We start from the raw sequence: 12,544 nt of genomic DNA, 5'->3' as shown, positions 1-12,544 counted from the left end.
CATGGACTCGGCGATCATCGCAGCCATCATCGCCGGGGCCGTCACCCTCGCCGGAGGTATCCTCACCCGGCTAGGCAAAAAAGACGAAGTCGCAGCCACCCGCACATCCTCCCTCGTCGCCGCCATGGAAGCCCGGCTGCAGGGCTACGAAAAAAGGTTGGACCACGCGGAGCAGCGCATCGACTCACTCAAGGCAGAGCTGTGGCGGTTCCAAACCCACACCAACGCCCTCCGCCACGCGTTGTCCAGCGCCCTCGTCTGGATCGCCGACGCCGTCGAATGGATCAACTCCGACCACACGACCACACCCCCAACCCCACCAGACTCCGCCGCATGGACAGCCCTCGTGAAAGGCGCCTCAACCGATCTGGACAACTAACACCCCCTAGCCATGACAGGCTAGGGGGCCATTTTTTGTGCCTAACCCACCAATCGGCAAGATCATTCCGATTCTGGCTCACCCGTGCGCCACACCTGCACACTCGGCCGATCGTCAACCTCCGCACCCCGCGCCCCCGCCGTATGCGGCTGAATAAAAACAGGCTTCCTAAGCTTCCGACCCTTGCCCCAAGCCTGCTGCCTCCAATGCCCCGCACCGCCACAACAGCATCATCTAGCGCATCATCCCGCGCATCAATCGCGGCCTGAAACCCCTCAGCAAGCTCCACATACCCGGTGTGGGCCTTCTCCACAATGAACGGCAAATCGTGTGGCGTCCAGGGCATTAGTCCACCCACCTCGCAGTGACCGTAGGGGCCTGAATCATCGCATGACCCACCACCACCCGCCACCAAGACGCAGGCAGAACCCGCCCCGACCGGGTGACATGCCACCCGTGATGCCACACATCCACCGGCCCCGGCGCGTCCATGATCCTGTCCACCCACTCCACCGACTCGGTGATCACAGCATCCAGCTCGATCATCGCCCATGTGGGTGCCTCGTGCGCCTCCCACCGCTGCACCGTCCGAAGATTAATCCACAGGTAATTGGCGAAGTCTTTTGCTGATAGTCCAAGGGCTTCCCGCCTGACCCGCAGCAGGACACCTGGGTGTGTGCCGCCATCGTCCGGGGTGAGTCTGTCCCCTGTGCGTGGTGTGGGGGTGGTGGTGTGTGGGGGTGGGGTAAAGCTCATGATAAATCTCCTAGAGATGGGTGTGCCCCGCCGTAGTGCGGGGCTGGTGTGGTGGCTAGTTGTCTTCGTCGGCCTCTGCAAGCTCGGCTTCGGCTTCCTCCGTGAGGTCTGCCAAGAATGCTTGCCACTGTGCCCGCCCGAAAGCAGCGTCCAGGGCCGGCCAATCCTGCGTGGTGGTGGAATCAGCCCAAGGGCCGGTTGAGGTGTCACCCAAGGCGATGGAGGCCTTCCTGGCGTTGAGGCTGTATCCGGCGATGATCTGGCGGCCGTCCTCCAGGTCAGCGACGATGAGGCCCATCATGCTGCCGGACTGGTCGAAACCGTGTGGGGCTGGGGTGAAGGTGATGGTGTTGAGGTCAATCTTGGTGGACATTGTGGGTTTTCCTTTTCTGGTGGTTGTTAGAAGTTGCTTGGCAGCCAGGTGAACTTTGCGCCGTCGATCGCTTCGGAAACTGCCGCGTCGTATGGGGCGGTGTCTTCGCTGGATTCGACCAGGATGGTGTCGAATTCTTCGCCGTTGCGGTAGATGGTGATTTCGTCGTGTGTGGTTGGTTCGGTGGCGTTTGGTGCCATGAGGTTGATGTCGGTGGAGGTGATCTCTGCGGTGAAGTTGGTGGTCATTTTCGGCCTCCTTGCCGGTTGGGGATCGAATTTTTCCGATCCGGTTGCTGTCTTTCTGACACTTCTTATATTAGGCGATGTCGTAAGGGTGCGCAAGCGCGGGGGTGAAGTGTGGGGGTAGCGGTGGCTTATGGTGAGCGGGTGACAGTGTGTGCCAGAGGCGACTACAAATCGACTACATTGGCCGCTGACACCGACTGACACACGCGTATTTCCGCAGGTCGCGAACACACCCAAAAACCCACCAATAACCCACATAATGCCTGGTAGAACCACAAAACCGCCCACCCAAGTCGTCGGTTCGAGTCCGACTGGGGGCACCAGTTATGCCATGAGGGGGCGCCCGAACATTGGTGGTGGGCGAAAGCCTGGGTGAGCTGGGGGAATATCGCGACGAAGCAGTAAGCCAGGTTGGGGGAGAGCCAGGTAGATGTCCTGGGAAGTGGGGGACAGCTTAGTCATTGCAGCTCTGACGAACGGGACGCGCCCACTAGCGATAATGGCAAGAATCTCGGGGAGATACTGAAGCGCGCGGTAGGCGGACAAGTAACCGATGCATTGACCGCGGAACCTGACGCTGACCGCGTGTGAATCCTCCGGATGGTCAGGTTCTGGGATCAGAGCTACCCAGAACTGATCGGACTGGATCAGGCTCACGGTTTCAGCGCAAAACTCGTCACCGACGATGATTACTTCAAAGCGGTCTGACTGATTGACCTGATAGATATGCATGGTGTCCTCGAAAACGGAAAAGCTGTCTTAACTTCAGCGTACCCAGTGGCTAAATTTCCCGTGGCGATGGGAACTTTTCATGCAAGGTGTGCGTTGAACATTTCGAGTGCTCCAACAACACGGGGCAACGAAGCTAGAAAAGATGTGAAAGGGCTGGGAGAGTGCGTAGCAGTAATCCAGTTTTTAGTTCCCTGACCAAGACCAAGAACTCAGCTGGCCGTGGGTACGCTCAGGCTGGGTATGATCAGGCTGGCTTTGGCCAGCCCGGCTATGGTGCACCGTACGGTGGATACGGCGCCCCAGCTACTGCTGAACGAGCAATGACGGTTGACGATGTGGTCTCCAAGACCGGCATTGTCCTCGGCATCATTATGGGCCTTGGCGCATTGGTGTATGCCGCTAGCTTGCTGGTCAACCCAGCTATCGGCGGTTTGGCATTGATCGTCGGCGCGATCGGTGGTCTGATCACCGTTCTCATCGCCACCTTTGGCAAGAAGTATGGTTCCGCGCCGGTCACGATCGTTTATGCGGTGTTTGAGGGCCTGTTCGTCGGTGGTGTCTCCTTTGCTTTCGCGGGATTTAATAGTGGCATCATCGGCCAGGCTGTGATCGCCACCATTGGTGTGTTCGTCGGTATGCTCTGGGTCTACAAGGCCGGCGTTATCCGGGTGACCCCGAAGTTCACCCGTTTCATCACTGCCGCGATCGTCGGCGTGCTGTTCCTTGCCGTGGGCAACCTGATCAGCGCTCTCGTGTTCGGCTTCAACCCGCTGCGTGGTGACGGCCCCATGGCCATCGGATTTTCCATCGTCTGCATCATCCTGGCATCCCTGAGCTTCCTCCAGGACTTCGACTCCGCCGACCAGCTCGTCCGCGCTGGTGCACCAGCGAAGATGGCGTGGGGCGTGGCCCTCGGCCTGGCAGTTACCCTGGTGTGGCTGTACACCGAAATCCTCCGCCTGCTCAGCATCCTGCGCGACTAGCACCCTGCAGCTTCACGACGCCCTTCCCCATCGGGAGGGCGTCTTTTGGGTTCGCGATAGCGATGAGGTTCGTGAAACAAAAACCTACGCCTTTCGTTGCTGATGACCAGCAGGTTTAGTGCGGGAAAGCGAAGGGATTTCTCGGGCCGAACAAATCGCTATCAATTAGGGCAATACTGGCTGCCCTGCCACCGTCAGATCGGTGAAGACGCCTTCGATGGGGGAGGATAGCTCCACGGAGACGTTTGGGGTCGTGGTGAAGGCGTCGATAAGCGTGCCTGTCCCAACTGCGCGGCTTTCAGACCAATACTCCCAGGAAATGTCTTCTAACCGGGGGATACTGGTTACACAATCTAAGGACAGGGAAGAGGGCTGCTTAGTGGGGATGCCGAAACAGTCGATGTAACCGGGGATGACGTTCCGGGAAATCGCGCCACTTGGCGTATTGACCTTAATTGCGGAATCCTGCTGCAAAGCAGGTGTACAAGCAGAAAGCGCCACCGCGGAACAAACCGCGATGGCACTGAGAAAACGCTTCACCCTAGCTGTCGGCCTTAACTTCGCGGAGTCGGGCAGCCTTTTCGGAATTGTAAGGCTCAGCGGAGACCAGCGTGACGGAAATGGTAGCGCCGTTCGGAGCCTGGTACTCGCGGGTCTCGCCCTCATGGGCCCCCAGAATGGTGGCGCCGAGCGGAGACTGCTCGGAGTAGGTCTCCAAGTCAGGGTTCTCAGAGGCAGCGGCGCGAGTACCGATCAGGAAGGTTTCCTTTTCGTTCTGGTCGCCGTTGTAGTAAACGTGCACAACCGAACCGACGTGGGCGACGCCTTCTTCGATGCCTGCGCGCTCGGTGGTGGAATTTGCCAGGATCTCGGAGATCTGCTTAATGCGGGCTTCTTCCTGGTCCTGCATTTCGCGGGCTGCGTCGTAGCCAGCGTTTTCCTTAAGGTCGCCTTCCTCACGACGCTCGTTAATTTCAGCGGCAACCACTGGGCGGTGAGCGATCAGTGCATTGAGCTCTTCCTCAAGCTTCGCCTTCGTCTCCGGAGTGATGTACTGCTTGTTTTCAGCCATAGTGAGATAGCCCTTTCCAGTGGCTTTACAGATATTAGTGCCCGAATTCTAGCACAGCGGACTATTGCGCCAGGTGAGCAGGTAGCTTATCGGAGCAGCCGTACACTTTGGCGGCCACTGGGATGTCGCGAGATGGAATATCCACCTGCATACGCTGCGTTTTTTCGCCGCCAGGGCTGATAATGAACTCGCGACGACCGACCTCGGCCTTGTCGTAATTCATCGAGGTAACAATGCAGTAGGAAGGCACAGACACGTCATCACGGGAGACATCCACGTTGACGCGTAGGGTTTTGTCATCCACTTGCTCGAAGCCAGCGGTGGTCGCGGACACTGTCACCGCGTTGATCTTCTGGAAATACTGGAACACCACCACGCCAAGGGCAATAACGAACAGGACTGCGCCGATGGCGATGATAGGGCCGACAACCCCACGCTTTTCAGTTTCTTTAGGGCCGTAGGACGCGGTAGGAGTAGCAGATGAAGTCACATCACTAGACTACCCGGGCAGCTGCACCCTTTTCGAATCTAGGGGACTACGATTAAACGAGGACAAGACCACAAACCAACTGAGGAAGATCAAACATGAGTGGACTGAGGCTGCTGGCAATTCACGCTCACCCCGATGACGAGGCAAGCAAAGGCGCTGCCACGATGGCGCGCTATGTAGCTGAGGGGCACGACGTCATGGTGCTCACTTGCACCGGCGGGGAGCGGGGCAGCATCTTGAATCCTGCGATGGAAAAACCAGGAGTCCTGGAAAACCTGTCAGTGGTGCGGAAAGAAGAGATGGCCGCCGCCATGCGAGCTTTAGGCACCCAGCACCGCTGGCTCGGTTATGTTGATTCTGGTCTGCCTGAAGGAGACCCGTTGCCACCGCTGCCGGAAGGTAGCTTCGCGCTGGCGAATACGGATCAGGTCACTAAAGACGTGGTGAGCGTCATTCGGGAGTTCAAACCTCACGTCATCATTACTTACGATGAAAACGGCGGATATCCTCACCCCGATCACCTGAAGGTACACGAGGTGTCGATGGCTGCGTGGGAGAAAGCGGGCGATCCCTCGTTCCATCCAGAGGTGGGGGAGCCGTGGGAGCCGCTGAAGCTTTACTACACCCACGGTTTCATCCGTCAGCGCATGCTAATGTTCCATGATTTGCTGATATTAGAGGGCAAGCCGAGTCCCTACGGCAAGTTTTTGGAAAGGCTGAAAGCCCACCAGGGAGATATAATGCTGCGCGTGACGACGCAGGTCCGTTGCGAGGAGTACTTCGAGCAACGGGATCAGGCACTGCTCGCCCACGCCACCCAGATTGATCCTGCCGGCACATTTTTTGGCACTCCGATCGAGGTGCAGCGTAAGCTGTGGCCGACGGAAGAATTTGAATTGGCGCAGACGCGAGTCAAAACCTCAATTCCAGAAGATGACCTGTTCGCAGGCATTGTTTAAGGAGTAATCACTGTGGACCTTCTCATTATGGCGCAGCAGCAGACCACCCCGATTGGGCCGGAGTTCGGCAAAGCGTCCCCTATTGGCCTGCTCATCATCGTGTTGCTGCTGGTAGCGGTCATTTACCTGGGTTGGGCATTCGCGCGACGGCAACGACGCCTGGTGCGCCGACAGGCCTTCGCGGAGGCTCGGGGCCTGGATGTCTTTGACGAAAGGAAGATTGACGAGGCTATGGCAGCGGAAGGTCTCTTGGGCAACGATAAGAAGCATCTCCTCTAACCCCCAAATTTGGGATACTCCTCCCAAAGTGTGGTACGGTGCTAACCATGTTCATGTGGCGATTTTATTTTGACAAGGCTTGCGGAGGTTTCCCGCACGACCTGTGATGTCGTGATCGCTATGTGAACCCAAGGAAATCACCGTAAGCCTGAAGCAGTCCCGCTTTTTATGACGAAAAGCGCCGGGGCTGCTTTTTTGTTACCTAAGTTAGTTACGAAAGGCCCACCCATGAGTGCACCAGTATCTTTGACCAACGCGGCATCGACCAGCAACAGGCGTGTTGTTGCGTTCCATGACCTGCCCACGCCCGCGCAGCTGCTTGACTTATTGCCGCTGGCTCCGGAAATAGCGACGAAAGTGGAGCACGATAGGCAGGAAATCGCTGACATTTTCTCCGGGGAGGACGATCGACTGGTCGTCGTCGTCGGCCCGTGCTCTGTGCATGACCCGAAGGCCGCGCTCGATTACGCCTGCCGCTTGGCACCGCTCGCTGAGCGCCTTAACGACGACCTGAAGGTTGTGATGCGGGTGTACTTCGAAAAGCCCCGCACCACCGTCGGCTGGAAGGGCCTCATCAATGACCCACACCTCGATGGCTCTTTCGATATTGCCCATGGCTTGGAAGTTGCCCGCAACGTCCTGCTGGAGGTGCTGGCCACTGGGCTGCCCGTCGGTTGCGAATTCCTCGAGCCCAATAGCCCGCAGTACTACGCTGACGCTGTCGCCTGGGGCGCGATCGGCGCACGCACCACCGAATCCCAGGTGCACCGCCAGTTGGCTTCGGGCCTGTCCATGCCGATCGGGTTCAAAAACGGCACGGACGGCAGCGTGCAAGTAGCCGTCGATGCAGTCGAGGCAGCATCCCACCCGCACTTCTTCTTCGGCACCTCCGATGATGGCCAGCCTGCCGTCGTCGAAACTGCGGGCAACGAAAACTGCCACATTATTCTCCGCGGTGGCAGCAGCGGGCCAAACTACAGCGCCGAGCACATTGCCGACGCCCTGACCCGCAATCAGGGGGCACGGCTCATGATCGATGCCTCCCACGCCAACTCCAACAAGGACGATGCCCGCCAGCTCGAGGTCATCCAAGAAATTGCAGCGCAGATCGCGTCTGGCAACGACGCCATCTCCGGCATCATGATTGAATCGTTCCTCGTGGCCGGTGCACAGAAGCTAGATCCGGAAAAGCTGCGCCGTAATGGTGGCGAAGGTCTGGTCTACGGGCAGTCCGTGACTGACAAATGTATCGGTATTGATGACACGATCGATGTATTGGCCGTGTTGGCCGCTGCGGTTCGTGCCCGACGCACAGGGCAATAGCTACACTAGGACGTGTGAAGATACTGCCAAGTTTGCTGTACCCGATGTACGAGTACCACCTACGTCGGGAGCTGCGCGGGCGTAAACAACCCCGCCACGTGGCCATTATGTGCGACGGTAACCGTCGCTGGGCTCGTGAAGCGGGGTTCACCGATGTCAGTCACGGGCATCGCGTCGGTGCTAAGAAAATTGGCGAAATGGTGGGGTGGTGCCGGGACACCGAGGTCGAACTGGTGACGGTGTACCTGTTATCAACCGAAAACCTGGGGCGCGAAAGCAGCGAACTGCAATTGCTGTTTGACATCATCAGCGATGTGGTCGAAGAGCTTGCCACCCCCGAACTCGATTGCCGAGTTCGGCTCGTGGGGCACCTTGACTTGCTGCCAGAGCAGGTAGCGCAGCGCCTTCGAGCAGCCGCCGAAGGAACAGAGAACAACAGTGGTGTGGCAGTTAATGTGGCAGTCGGGTACGGCGGGCGCCAAGAGATTGTCGACGCGGTCCAAGAATTCATTCGGGAACAGATCGCCCAGGGCGTAGCGCCGGAAGACATTGCCGAGCAAGTGTGCGTCGATTCCATCTCCCAGCACCTGTACACCTCGGGGCAACCAGACCCAGATCTTGTGATCCGTACCTCGGGCGAGCAGCGCCTATCCGGATTCCTCCTGTGGCAGGCCGCCTACTCCGAAATCTGGTTTACGGACACCTACTGGCCGGCTTTTAGGCGCATCGACTTTCTGCGCGCGCTGCGCGACTACTCCTCCAGAACCCGCCGATTCGGCAAATGACAGGAAAAGAAAGGCCATCATGTCCCTGATTGTCGCCTACAATTCCCACTACGGTTCCACGCAGCAGTACGCCGAGGAATTCGCCCGGCGGCATGGCGTCGTGGCGGAACCACTATCGGATGTGACCCCAGGGGAGATCATGGTGGTGTTCTCGCCAAACTACGCCGGGACCTGCGAGGGCGTGAAATGGTTGCAGCACCAGGACCTTTCGGGAGCTAAGGTTGCTCTCGCTGTGGTGGGCATGACTCTCACCGAAGAAGTACGCACCAAAGACCCAATGGCGGACGCCCTGGGGGAGAAAGCCACGCAAGTAACGCGGTTCTACCTGCCCGGCCGCCTGGCGTACTCATCACTCACCCGTGTGCACAAAGCAGCAATGTGGGGATTACACAAAATGCTCCAAGCAAAGAAACACCGCTCCCCAAACGAGGAAGCGATGCTGCAGGACTACAATACCGACGTTGACCGAGTGGACTTCAGCGAACTCGATGCCATCGACCAGTGGCTTGAAGGCTAAATTTTCCGCATCCGCACCCGTTCCACCTCGTGGTGGGCGTCCTTGAAGAGCTGCAACGAGGCGCGAACCCGAGTCGGCAGAATATTCTCCACCAAGTTCGGCAAGTTCACAGATTGCCAAATCTCCCTGGCTTCGGCGCTCGCGATGTCGTCGTCAAGCTGCGCGTAGTGCGAGAAGTGCGCGCCGGGCTTGCTAAACGACGTCTTCCGCAGCGCCAAGAACCTATCGATATACCACTGCTCAATATGCTCGGTGCGGGCATGGACATACACGCTAAAATCAAACAAATCCGACACCATCAGGGTGGGTCCAGTCTGCAACACGTTGAGGCCCTCGAGGATCAGAATGTCGGGTTTGTCTACCACGATGTACTCGTCAGGGACACGGTCGTACAAGGTGTGCGAATACACCGGCGCCTTGACCTCGCGCTTTCCTGACTTGACGTCGGTGACAAAGCGCATCAACGCGCGCTGGTCGTAGCTTTCTGGGAACCCTTTGCGGTTCATGATGCGGCGGCGGTTCAGCTCATCACTGGGGAACAAAAACCCATCCGTGGTGACCAGATCGACCGTCGGGCTGGATTCCCAACGCTGGAGGAGCACCTGCAGCAGGCGCGCGGTCGTCGACTTTCCCACTGCCACCGAACCAGCAATGCCAATAATGAACGGAACGTTTTCCGCAGGAGACTTAAGGAAGGTTTCGGTGGCCGCCATCAACCCCTTACGGGCTTTAACCTGCAAATAGATAAGGCGCGACAGGGGAAGATATACCTCTTCCACTTCCTTCAGATCGACGCTTTCACCCAAACCGCGCAGCTTCACTACTTCCTCCGCGGTGAGGACCTGGGGCATATTGTTTCTCAAGTTGCGCCACTCTGTGCGATCGAACTCAAGATATGGGCTGTTATCCATCGTGCCCTGCGACCTAACCATGTGTTCCATTGTGCACCCAGCGCCCGCAAGCTGTGAAATCTGACACGCTCAATGTAGGGTGGCGAGCTAAGTCATTTTCGGCCTTACACATTGTGACGTAAACTTGTGCCATCCGATGAACGACCCCGTGTGAAAGGTTATCCGGCGTAGCTATGACCGAAGTTTCAGACAATGTAATGACCCAGCCACTCGATCAGCTCGACCCAGAGGTAGCGGCAGCCATCGCCGCTGAACTCGGCCGTCAGCGTGGCACCCTGGAAATGATTGCCTCCGAGAACTTCGTGCCACGAGCAGTACTGCAGGCACAAGGCTCCGTGCTCACCAACAAGTACGCAGAAGGCTACCCAGGTCGCCGCTACTACGGTGGCTGCGAGCACGTTGACGTTATCGAAGACCTCGCACGTGACCGCGCGAAGGAAGTGTTCGGCGCAGAGTTCGTCAACGTCCAACCACACGCAGGCGCCCAGGCGAACGCCGCGGTGCTCATGTCGCTGGCTAACCCAGGCGACAAGATCATGGGTCTTTCCCTGGCACACGGTGGACACCTCACCCATGGAATGAAGCTCAACTTCTCCGGCAAGCTTTACGAAGTTGCAGCCTACGGCGTTGAAGACGACACCATGCGGATCGATATGGACCGCGTCCGTGAGACGGCGCTTGCAGAGAAACCACAGGTCATCATCGCCGGCTGGTCCGCATACCCACGCCACCTGGACTTTGCTGCCTTCCGCTCCATCGCTGACGAAGTTGGTGCGAAATTGTGGGTAGATATGGCCCACTTCGCTGGCCTCGTTGCTGCTGGTCTCCACCCATCTCCAGTGCCACACTCGCACGTCGTTTCTACCACTGTGCACAAGACGCTGGGTGGTCCACGCTCCGGCATGATCCTGGCCAAGGAGGAGTTCGCTAAGAAAATCAACTCGTCCGTATTCCCAGGCCAGCAAGGCGGTCCTTTGATGCACGCGATTGCAGCGAAGGCGACCGCGATGAAGATCGCCGGTTCTGAAATGTTTAAGGAACGTCAGCAGCGCACCCTGGAGGGAGCTGCGATCCTCGCGGAGCGTCTGATGGCCGAGGACTGTAAGGCTGCAGGCGTGTCCGTTCTGACCGGTGGCACCGACGTGCACCTGGTACTCGCTGATCTGCGTAACTCTCAGATGGACGGGCAACAAGCAGAGGACCTCCTGCATGAGGTCGGCATCACCGTCAACCGCAATGCCGTGCCAAACGACCCACGCCCACCGATGGTCACTTCTGGCCTGCGTATTGGCACCCCAGCACTGGCAACCCGTGGCTTTGACACGGCTGCTTTCACTGAGGTGGCAGACATCATCGGTACGGCGCTGGCTGCCGGCCAGTCTGCGGATGTCGCTGCGCTGCGCGCCCGGGTAGACAAGCTTGCGGCAGATTACCCACTGTACGAAGGCCTTGAAGAGTGGAAGCTCGCCTAGCCGGTTAACTGACTTCGCAGGTCTTTGACAAAATAGAAGCTCCCCGTTAGTTAGACTGTTCAACTGGCGGGGAGCTCTTTCATTGGGGCTGTTGTTGAAGGGGGTGGAAAACCCGGGAAGCATTTCCCGGATCTCGGGCGAAAAACAGCAAAATAGCACAAATGCAGCACGAAAAAGTGCCCATACCCGGGAAACGCTTCCCGGGAATGTCGCAATGGGAACTTCTGGGTGGTGCGTTCCCTACTCCGCGGAGCGCTGCTCGGCCAGCGAGGTGCGCGCTGCCCGGAGCCATTCTGGCTGGTCGGCGAGTAGGGCCTTGATCTCAGCAGTGGTAAGTGGCTTATCCATGCCATTCTTTTTCAGCGCGGTAATGGTGATTCCGAGCTTGCGGGCGACTTCTGGGCGTGGATGAGGGCCGTTGCGGCGCAATTCGGCAAGCCATTCCGGGGGATTGCTTTGTAACTCGACATATTCTTCGTGAGTCAGCGCGTTGTTTTGGAACTCATCAGGGGTGGCCGGGAGGAAAATTCCAAGTTTCTTGGCAGCTGTTGCGGGTTTCATCGCACGGGAGGACGGGGCACGGTTCATCTCATTCACATGAGTCACGGTAGCATTTAGCGCATGATTAACGCACAGCCACTGGCTATTGCCTTTGTCAAGGGCACTGCGCCAGGTAAGTGGTTTGACCGCTTCAACGAGCGCACCGATTACCCTGACTTAATCACGATCGAGTCAGATGACGCTTTTGCTGCGCTTATCGACGGCCGTGCCACCCTCGCCCTCATCCGCCTCCCGGAACCCCGGCTCACCGATGACTTTCATAAAGTGGACCTTTATGAGGAAACCCCGGGAATTACTGTGCCGAAAGACAGCGAGCTCACGCTGCTGGAGCGGATTTCGCGGGCTGACATCTCGGATGAAATTGTCAACTATGAGCCAGGGGATCAGGTTGATATTCAGGCTGTACGCGATGCGGTGCAGGTGGTGGCTGCCAATGTGGGAGTGGTCATTGCGCCACGTCCGCTGCTGCGCAGTATAAGTTCAAAACAGACGGAACATCGTGAGTTTAGTGATGGCACCCCGACCCAGGTTTCGCTGGTGTGGCGCAAGGCCGATGACTGCGACATGGTTCAGGACTTCGTGGGGATCACGAAAGGGCGAAAGGCGACGTCGTCACGGCAAAGCCAGCAGGCTGGCAAACCGAAACGGAAACCGATGGCGAAAAAGCGACCTGTGAGACGGCGTCGATAAGCAAGTGGCGGTTG

18 protein-coding genes are annotated in these 12,544 nt (G+C 58.1%); 9 read left to right on the top strand and 9 right to left on the bottom strand.

The features are described 5' to 3' along the window. Window position 1: 1 nt before the first annotated feature. Entirely contained in the window at window positions 2-379 is a 378-nt protein-coding gene (locus ACZ6ZO_RS01890; RefSeq protein ID WP_465290093.1) for a hypothetical protein, read from the top strand. Window positions 380-724: 345 nt separating this feature from the next. Here the strand turns inward: ACZ6ZO_RS01890 and ACZ6ZO_RS01885 are convergent, their stop codons facing one another. From ACZ6ZO_RS01885 to ACZ6ZO_RS01870, 4 genes are all read right to left on the bottom strand, one after another. Further along, entirely contained in the window at window positions 725-1,135 is a 411-nt protein-coding gene (locus ACZ6ZO_RS01885; protein ID WP_465290091.1) for a helix-turn-helix domain-containing protein, read from the bottom strand. 55 nt (window positions 1,136-1,190) lie between these two features. Continuing rightward, entirely contained in the window at window positions 1,191-1,508 is a 318-nt protein-coding gene (locus tag ACZ6ZO_RS01880) for a hypothetical protein (protein WP_465290089.1), read from the bottom strand. Window positions 1,509-1,534: 26 nt separating this feature from the next. Further along, window positions 1,535-1,756, bottom strand: a complete 222-nt coding sequence (locus ACZ6ZO_RS01875) for a hypothetical protein (protein ID WP_465290087.1) — start codon at window positions 1,754-1,756, stop codon at window positions 1,535-1,537. Between the two features lie 324 nt (window positions 1,757-2,080). Beyond that, a complete protein-coding gene (locus ACZ6ZO_RS01870) occupies window positions 2,081-2,488 on the bottom strand; it encodes a hypothetical protein (RefSeq protein ID WP_465290085.1) in 408 nt (135 codons plus the stop codon). A 161-nt stretch (window positions 2,489-2,649) separates the two neighbouring features. On the opposite strand from ACZ6ZO_RS01870, the gene ACZ6ZO_RS01865 reads away from it, so the two are divergent. After that, window positions 2,650-3,471, top strand: coding sequence for a Bax inhibitor-1/YccA family protein (locus ACZ6ZO_RS01865; RefSeq protein WP_182386534.1), 822 nt, complete (start codon window positions 2,650-2,652; stop codon window positions 3,469-3,471). 165 nt (window positions 3,472-3,636) lie between these two features. Here ACZ6ZO_RS01865 and ACZ6ZO_RS01860 read toward each other — a convergent pair whose 3' ends face one another. The 3 genes from ACZ6ZO_RS01860 to ACZ6ZO_RS01850 all read right to left on the bottom strand — a co-directional run bounded on the left by ACZ6ZO_RS01860 (window position 3,637) and on the right by ACZ6ZO_RS01850 (window position 5,033). Next, on the bottom strand, window positions 3,637-4,011 hold the full coding sequence (locus tag ACZ6ZO_RS01860) for a hypothetical protein (RefSeq protein WP_465290083.1): 375 nt from the start codon (window positions 4,009-4,011) through the stop codon (window positions 3,637-3,639). Window position 4,012: 1 nt separating this feature from the next. Next, complete coding sequence (greA, locus tag ACZ6ZO_RS01855) at window positions 4,013-4,543, bottom strand: transcription elongation factor GreA (RefSeq protein WP_182386532.1); 531 nt, start codon at window positions 4,541-4,543, stop codon at window positions 4,013-4,015. Window positions 4,544-4,604: 61 nt separating this feature from the next. Next, a complete protein-coding gene (locus ACZ6ZO_RS01850; protein WP_182386531.1) occupies window positions 4,605-5,033 on the bottom strand; it encodes a DUF4307 domain-containing protein in 429 nt (142 codons plus the stop codon). A gap of 95 nt (window positions 5,034-5,128) precedes the next feature. On the opposite strand from ACZ6ZO_RS01850, the gene mca reads away from it, so the two are divergent. The 5 genes from mca (at window position 5,129) to ACZ6ZO_RS01825 (ending at window position 8,896) form a co-directional block, all read left to right on the top strand. Then, window positions 5,129-5,992: a mycothiol conjugate amidase Mca gene (mca, locus tag ACZ6ZO_RS01845; RefSeq protein WP_465290080.1), complete on the top strand. Its 864-nt coding sequence runs from the start codon at window positions 5,129-5,131 to the stop codon at window positions 5,990-5,992. 27 nt (window positions 5,993-6,019) lie between these two features. Then, the gene (locus ACZ6ZO_RS01840; protein WP_465290444.1) at window positions 6,020-6,271 is read left to right on the top strand and encodes a hypothetical protein; all 252 of its coding nucleotides are present in this window, start codon (window positions 6,020-6,022) and stop codon (window positions 6,269-6,271) included. A 228-nt stretch (window positions 6,272-6,499) separates the two neighbouring features. Then, window positions 6,500-7,594, top strand: coding sequence for a 3-deoxy-7-phosphoheptulonate synthase (locus tag ACZ6ZO_RS01835; RefSeq protein WP_182386529.1), 1,095 nt, complete (start codon window positions 6,500-6,502; stop codon window positions 7,592-7,594). A gap of 44 nt (window positions 7,595-7,638) precedes the next feature. Beyond that, window positions 7,639-8,379 (top strand): isoprenyl transferase, encoded by a 741-nt coding sequence (locus ACZ6ZO_RS01830; protein ID WP_232843362.1) that lies wholly within the window; start codon window positions 7,639-7,641, stop codon window positions 8,377-8,379. A 19-nt stretch (window positions 8,380-8,398) separates the two neighbouring features. Next, on the top strand, window positions 8,399-8,896 hold the full coding sequence (locus tag ACZ6ZO_RS01825) for a flavodoxin domain-containing protein (RefSeq protein ID WP_182386527.1): 498 nt from the start codon (window positions 8,399-8,401) through the stop codon (window positions 8,894-8,896). On the opposite strand, the gene coaA is transcribed toward ACZ6ZO_RS01825, so the two are convergent. Beyond that, window positions 8,893-9,837 carry a type I pantothenate kinase gene (gene coaA, locus ACZ6ZO_RS01820; protein ID WP_407926266.1) on the bottom strand — a complete coding sequence of 315 codons (945 nt, stop codon included), beginning with the start codon at window positions 9,835-9,837 and terminating at the stop codon, window positions 8,893-8,895. The genes ACZ6ZO_RS01825 and coaA overlap by 4 nt on opposite strands. A 143-nt stretch (window positions 9,838-9,980) precedes the next feature. Between coaA and glyA the strand changes: the two genes are divergently transcribed. Further along, window positions 9,981-11,279 (top strand): serine hydroxymethyltransferase, encoded by a 1,299-nt coding sequence (gene glyA, locus ACZ6ZO_RS01815; RefSeq protein ID WP_182386525.1) that lies wholly within the window; start codon window positions 9,981-9,983, stop codon window positions 11,277-11,279. Window positions 11,280-11,519: 240 nt separating this feature from the next. On the opposite strand, the gene ACZ6ZO_RS01810 is transcribed toward glyA, so the two are convergent. Next, window positions 11,520-11,840, bottom strand: a complete 321-nt coding sequence (locus ACZ6ZO_RS01810) for a DUF5997 family protein (protein ID WP_465290442.1) — start codon at window positions 11,838-11,840, stop codon at window positions 11,520-11,522. A gap of 60 nt (window positions 11,841-11,900) precedes the next feature. On the opposite strand from ACZ6ZO_RS01810, the gene ACZ6ZO_RS01805 reads away from it, so the two are divergent. After that, window positions 11,901-12,530, top strand: coding sequence for a LysR family transcriptional regulator substrate-binding protein (locus ACZ6ZO_RS01805; protein WP_182386524.1), 630 nt, complete (start codon window positions 11,901-11,903; stop codon window positions 12,528-12,530). Window positions 12,531-12,544: the final 14 nt, after the last annotated feature.

It is taken from the genome of Corynebacterium sp. NPDC104732 (assembly GCF_055583565.1).
This window is presented reverse-complemented; position numbering and strand designations above follow the sequence as displayed.

Coding starts and splice junctions, on each gene's coding strand:
- glyA (WP_182386525.1), top strand. CDS start 9,981: ATGACCGAAGTTTCAGACAATGTAATGACCCAGCCACTCGATCAGCTC.
- ACZ6ZO_RS01875 (WP_465290087.1), bottom strand. CDS start 1,756: ATGACCACCAACTTCACCGCAGAGATCACCTCCACCGACATCAACCTC.
- greA (WP_182386532.1), bottom strand. CDS start 4,543: ATGGCTGAAAACAAGCAGTACATCACTCCGGAGACGAAGGCGAAGCTT.
- ACZ6ZO_RS01805 (WP_182386524.1), top strand. CDS start 11,901: ATGATTAACGCACAGCCACTGGCTATTGCCTTTGTCAAGGGCACTGCG.
- coaA (WP_407926266.1), bottom strand. CDS start 9,837: ATGGAACACATGGTTAGGTCGCAGGGCACGATGGATAACAGCCCATAT.
- mca (WP_465290080.1), top strand. CDS start 5,129: ATGAGTGGACTGAGGCTGCTGGCAATTCACGCTCACCCCGATGACGAG.
- ACZ6ZO_RS01880 (WP_465290089.1), bottom strand. CDS start 1,508: ATGTCCACCAAGATTGACCTCAACACCATCACCTTCACCCCAGCCCCA.
- ACZ6ZO_RS01825 (WP_182386527.1), top strand. CDS start 8,399: ATGTCCCTGATTGTCGCCTACAATTCCCACTACGGTTCCACGCAGCAG.
- ACZ6ZO_RS01810 (WP_465290442.1), bottom strand. CDS start 11,840: ATGAAACCCGCAACAGCTGCCAAGAAACTTGGAATTTTCCTCCCGGCC.
- ACZ6ZO_RS01840 (WP_465290444.1), top strand. CDS start 6,020: ATGGCGCAGCAGCAGACCACCCCGATTGGGCCGGAGTTCGGCAAAGCG.
- ACZ6ZO_RS01890 (WP_465290093.1), top strand. CDS start 2: ATGGACTCGGCGATCATCGCAGCCATCATCGCCGGGGCCGTCACCCTC.
- ACZ6ZO_RS01830 (WP_232843362.1), top strand. CDS start 7,639: ATGTACGAGTACCACCTACGTCGGGAGCTGCGCGGGCGTAAACAACCC.
- ACZ6ZO_RS01885 (WP_465290091.1), bottom strand. CDS start 1,135: ATGAGCTTTACCCCACCCCCACACACCACCACCCCCACACCACGCACA.
- ACZ6ZO_RS01835 (WP_182386529.1), top strand. CDS start 6,500: ATGAGTGCACCAGTATCTTTGACCAACGCGGCATCGACCAGCAACAGG.
- ACZ6ZO_RS01870 (WP_465290085.1), bottom strand. CDS start 2,488: ATGCATATCTATCAGGTCAATCAGTCAGACCGCTTTGAAGTAATCATC.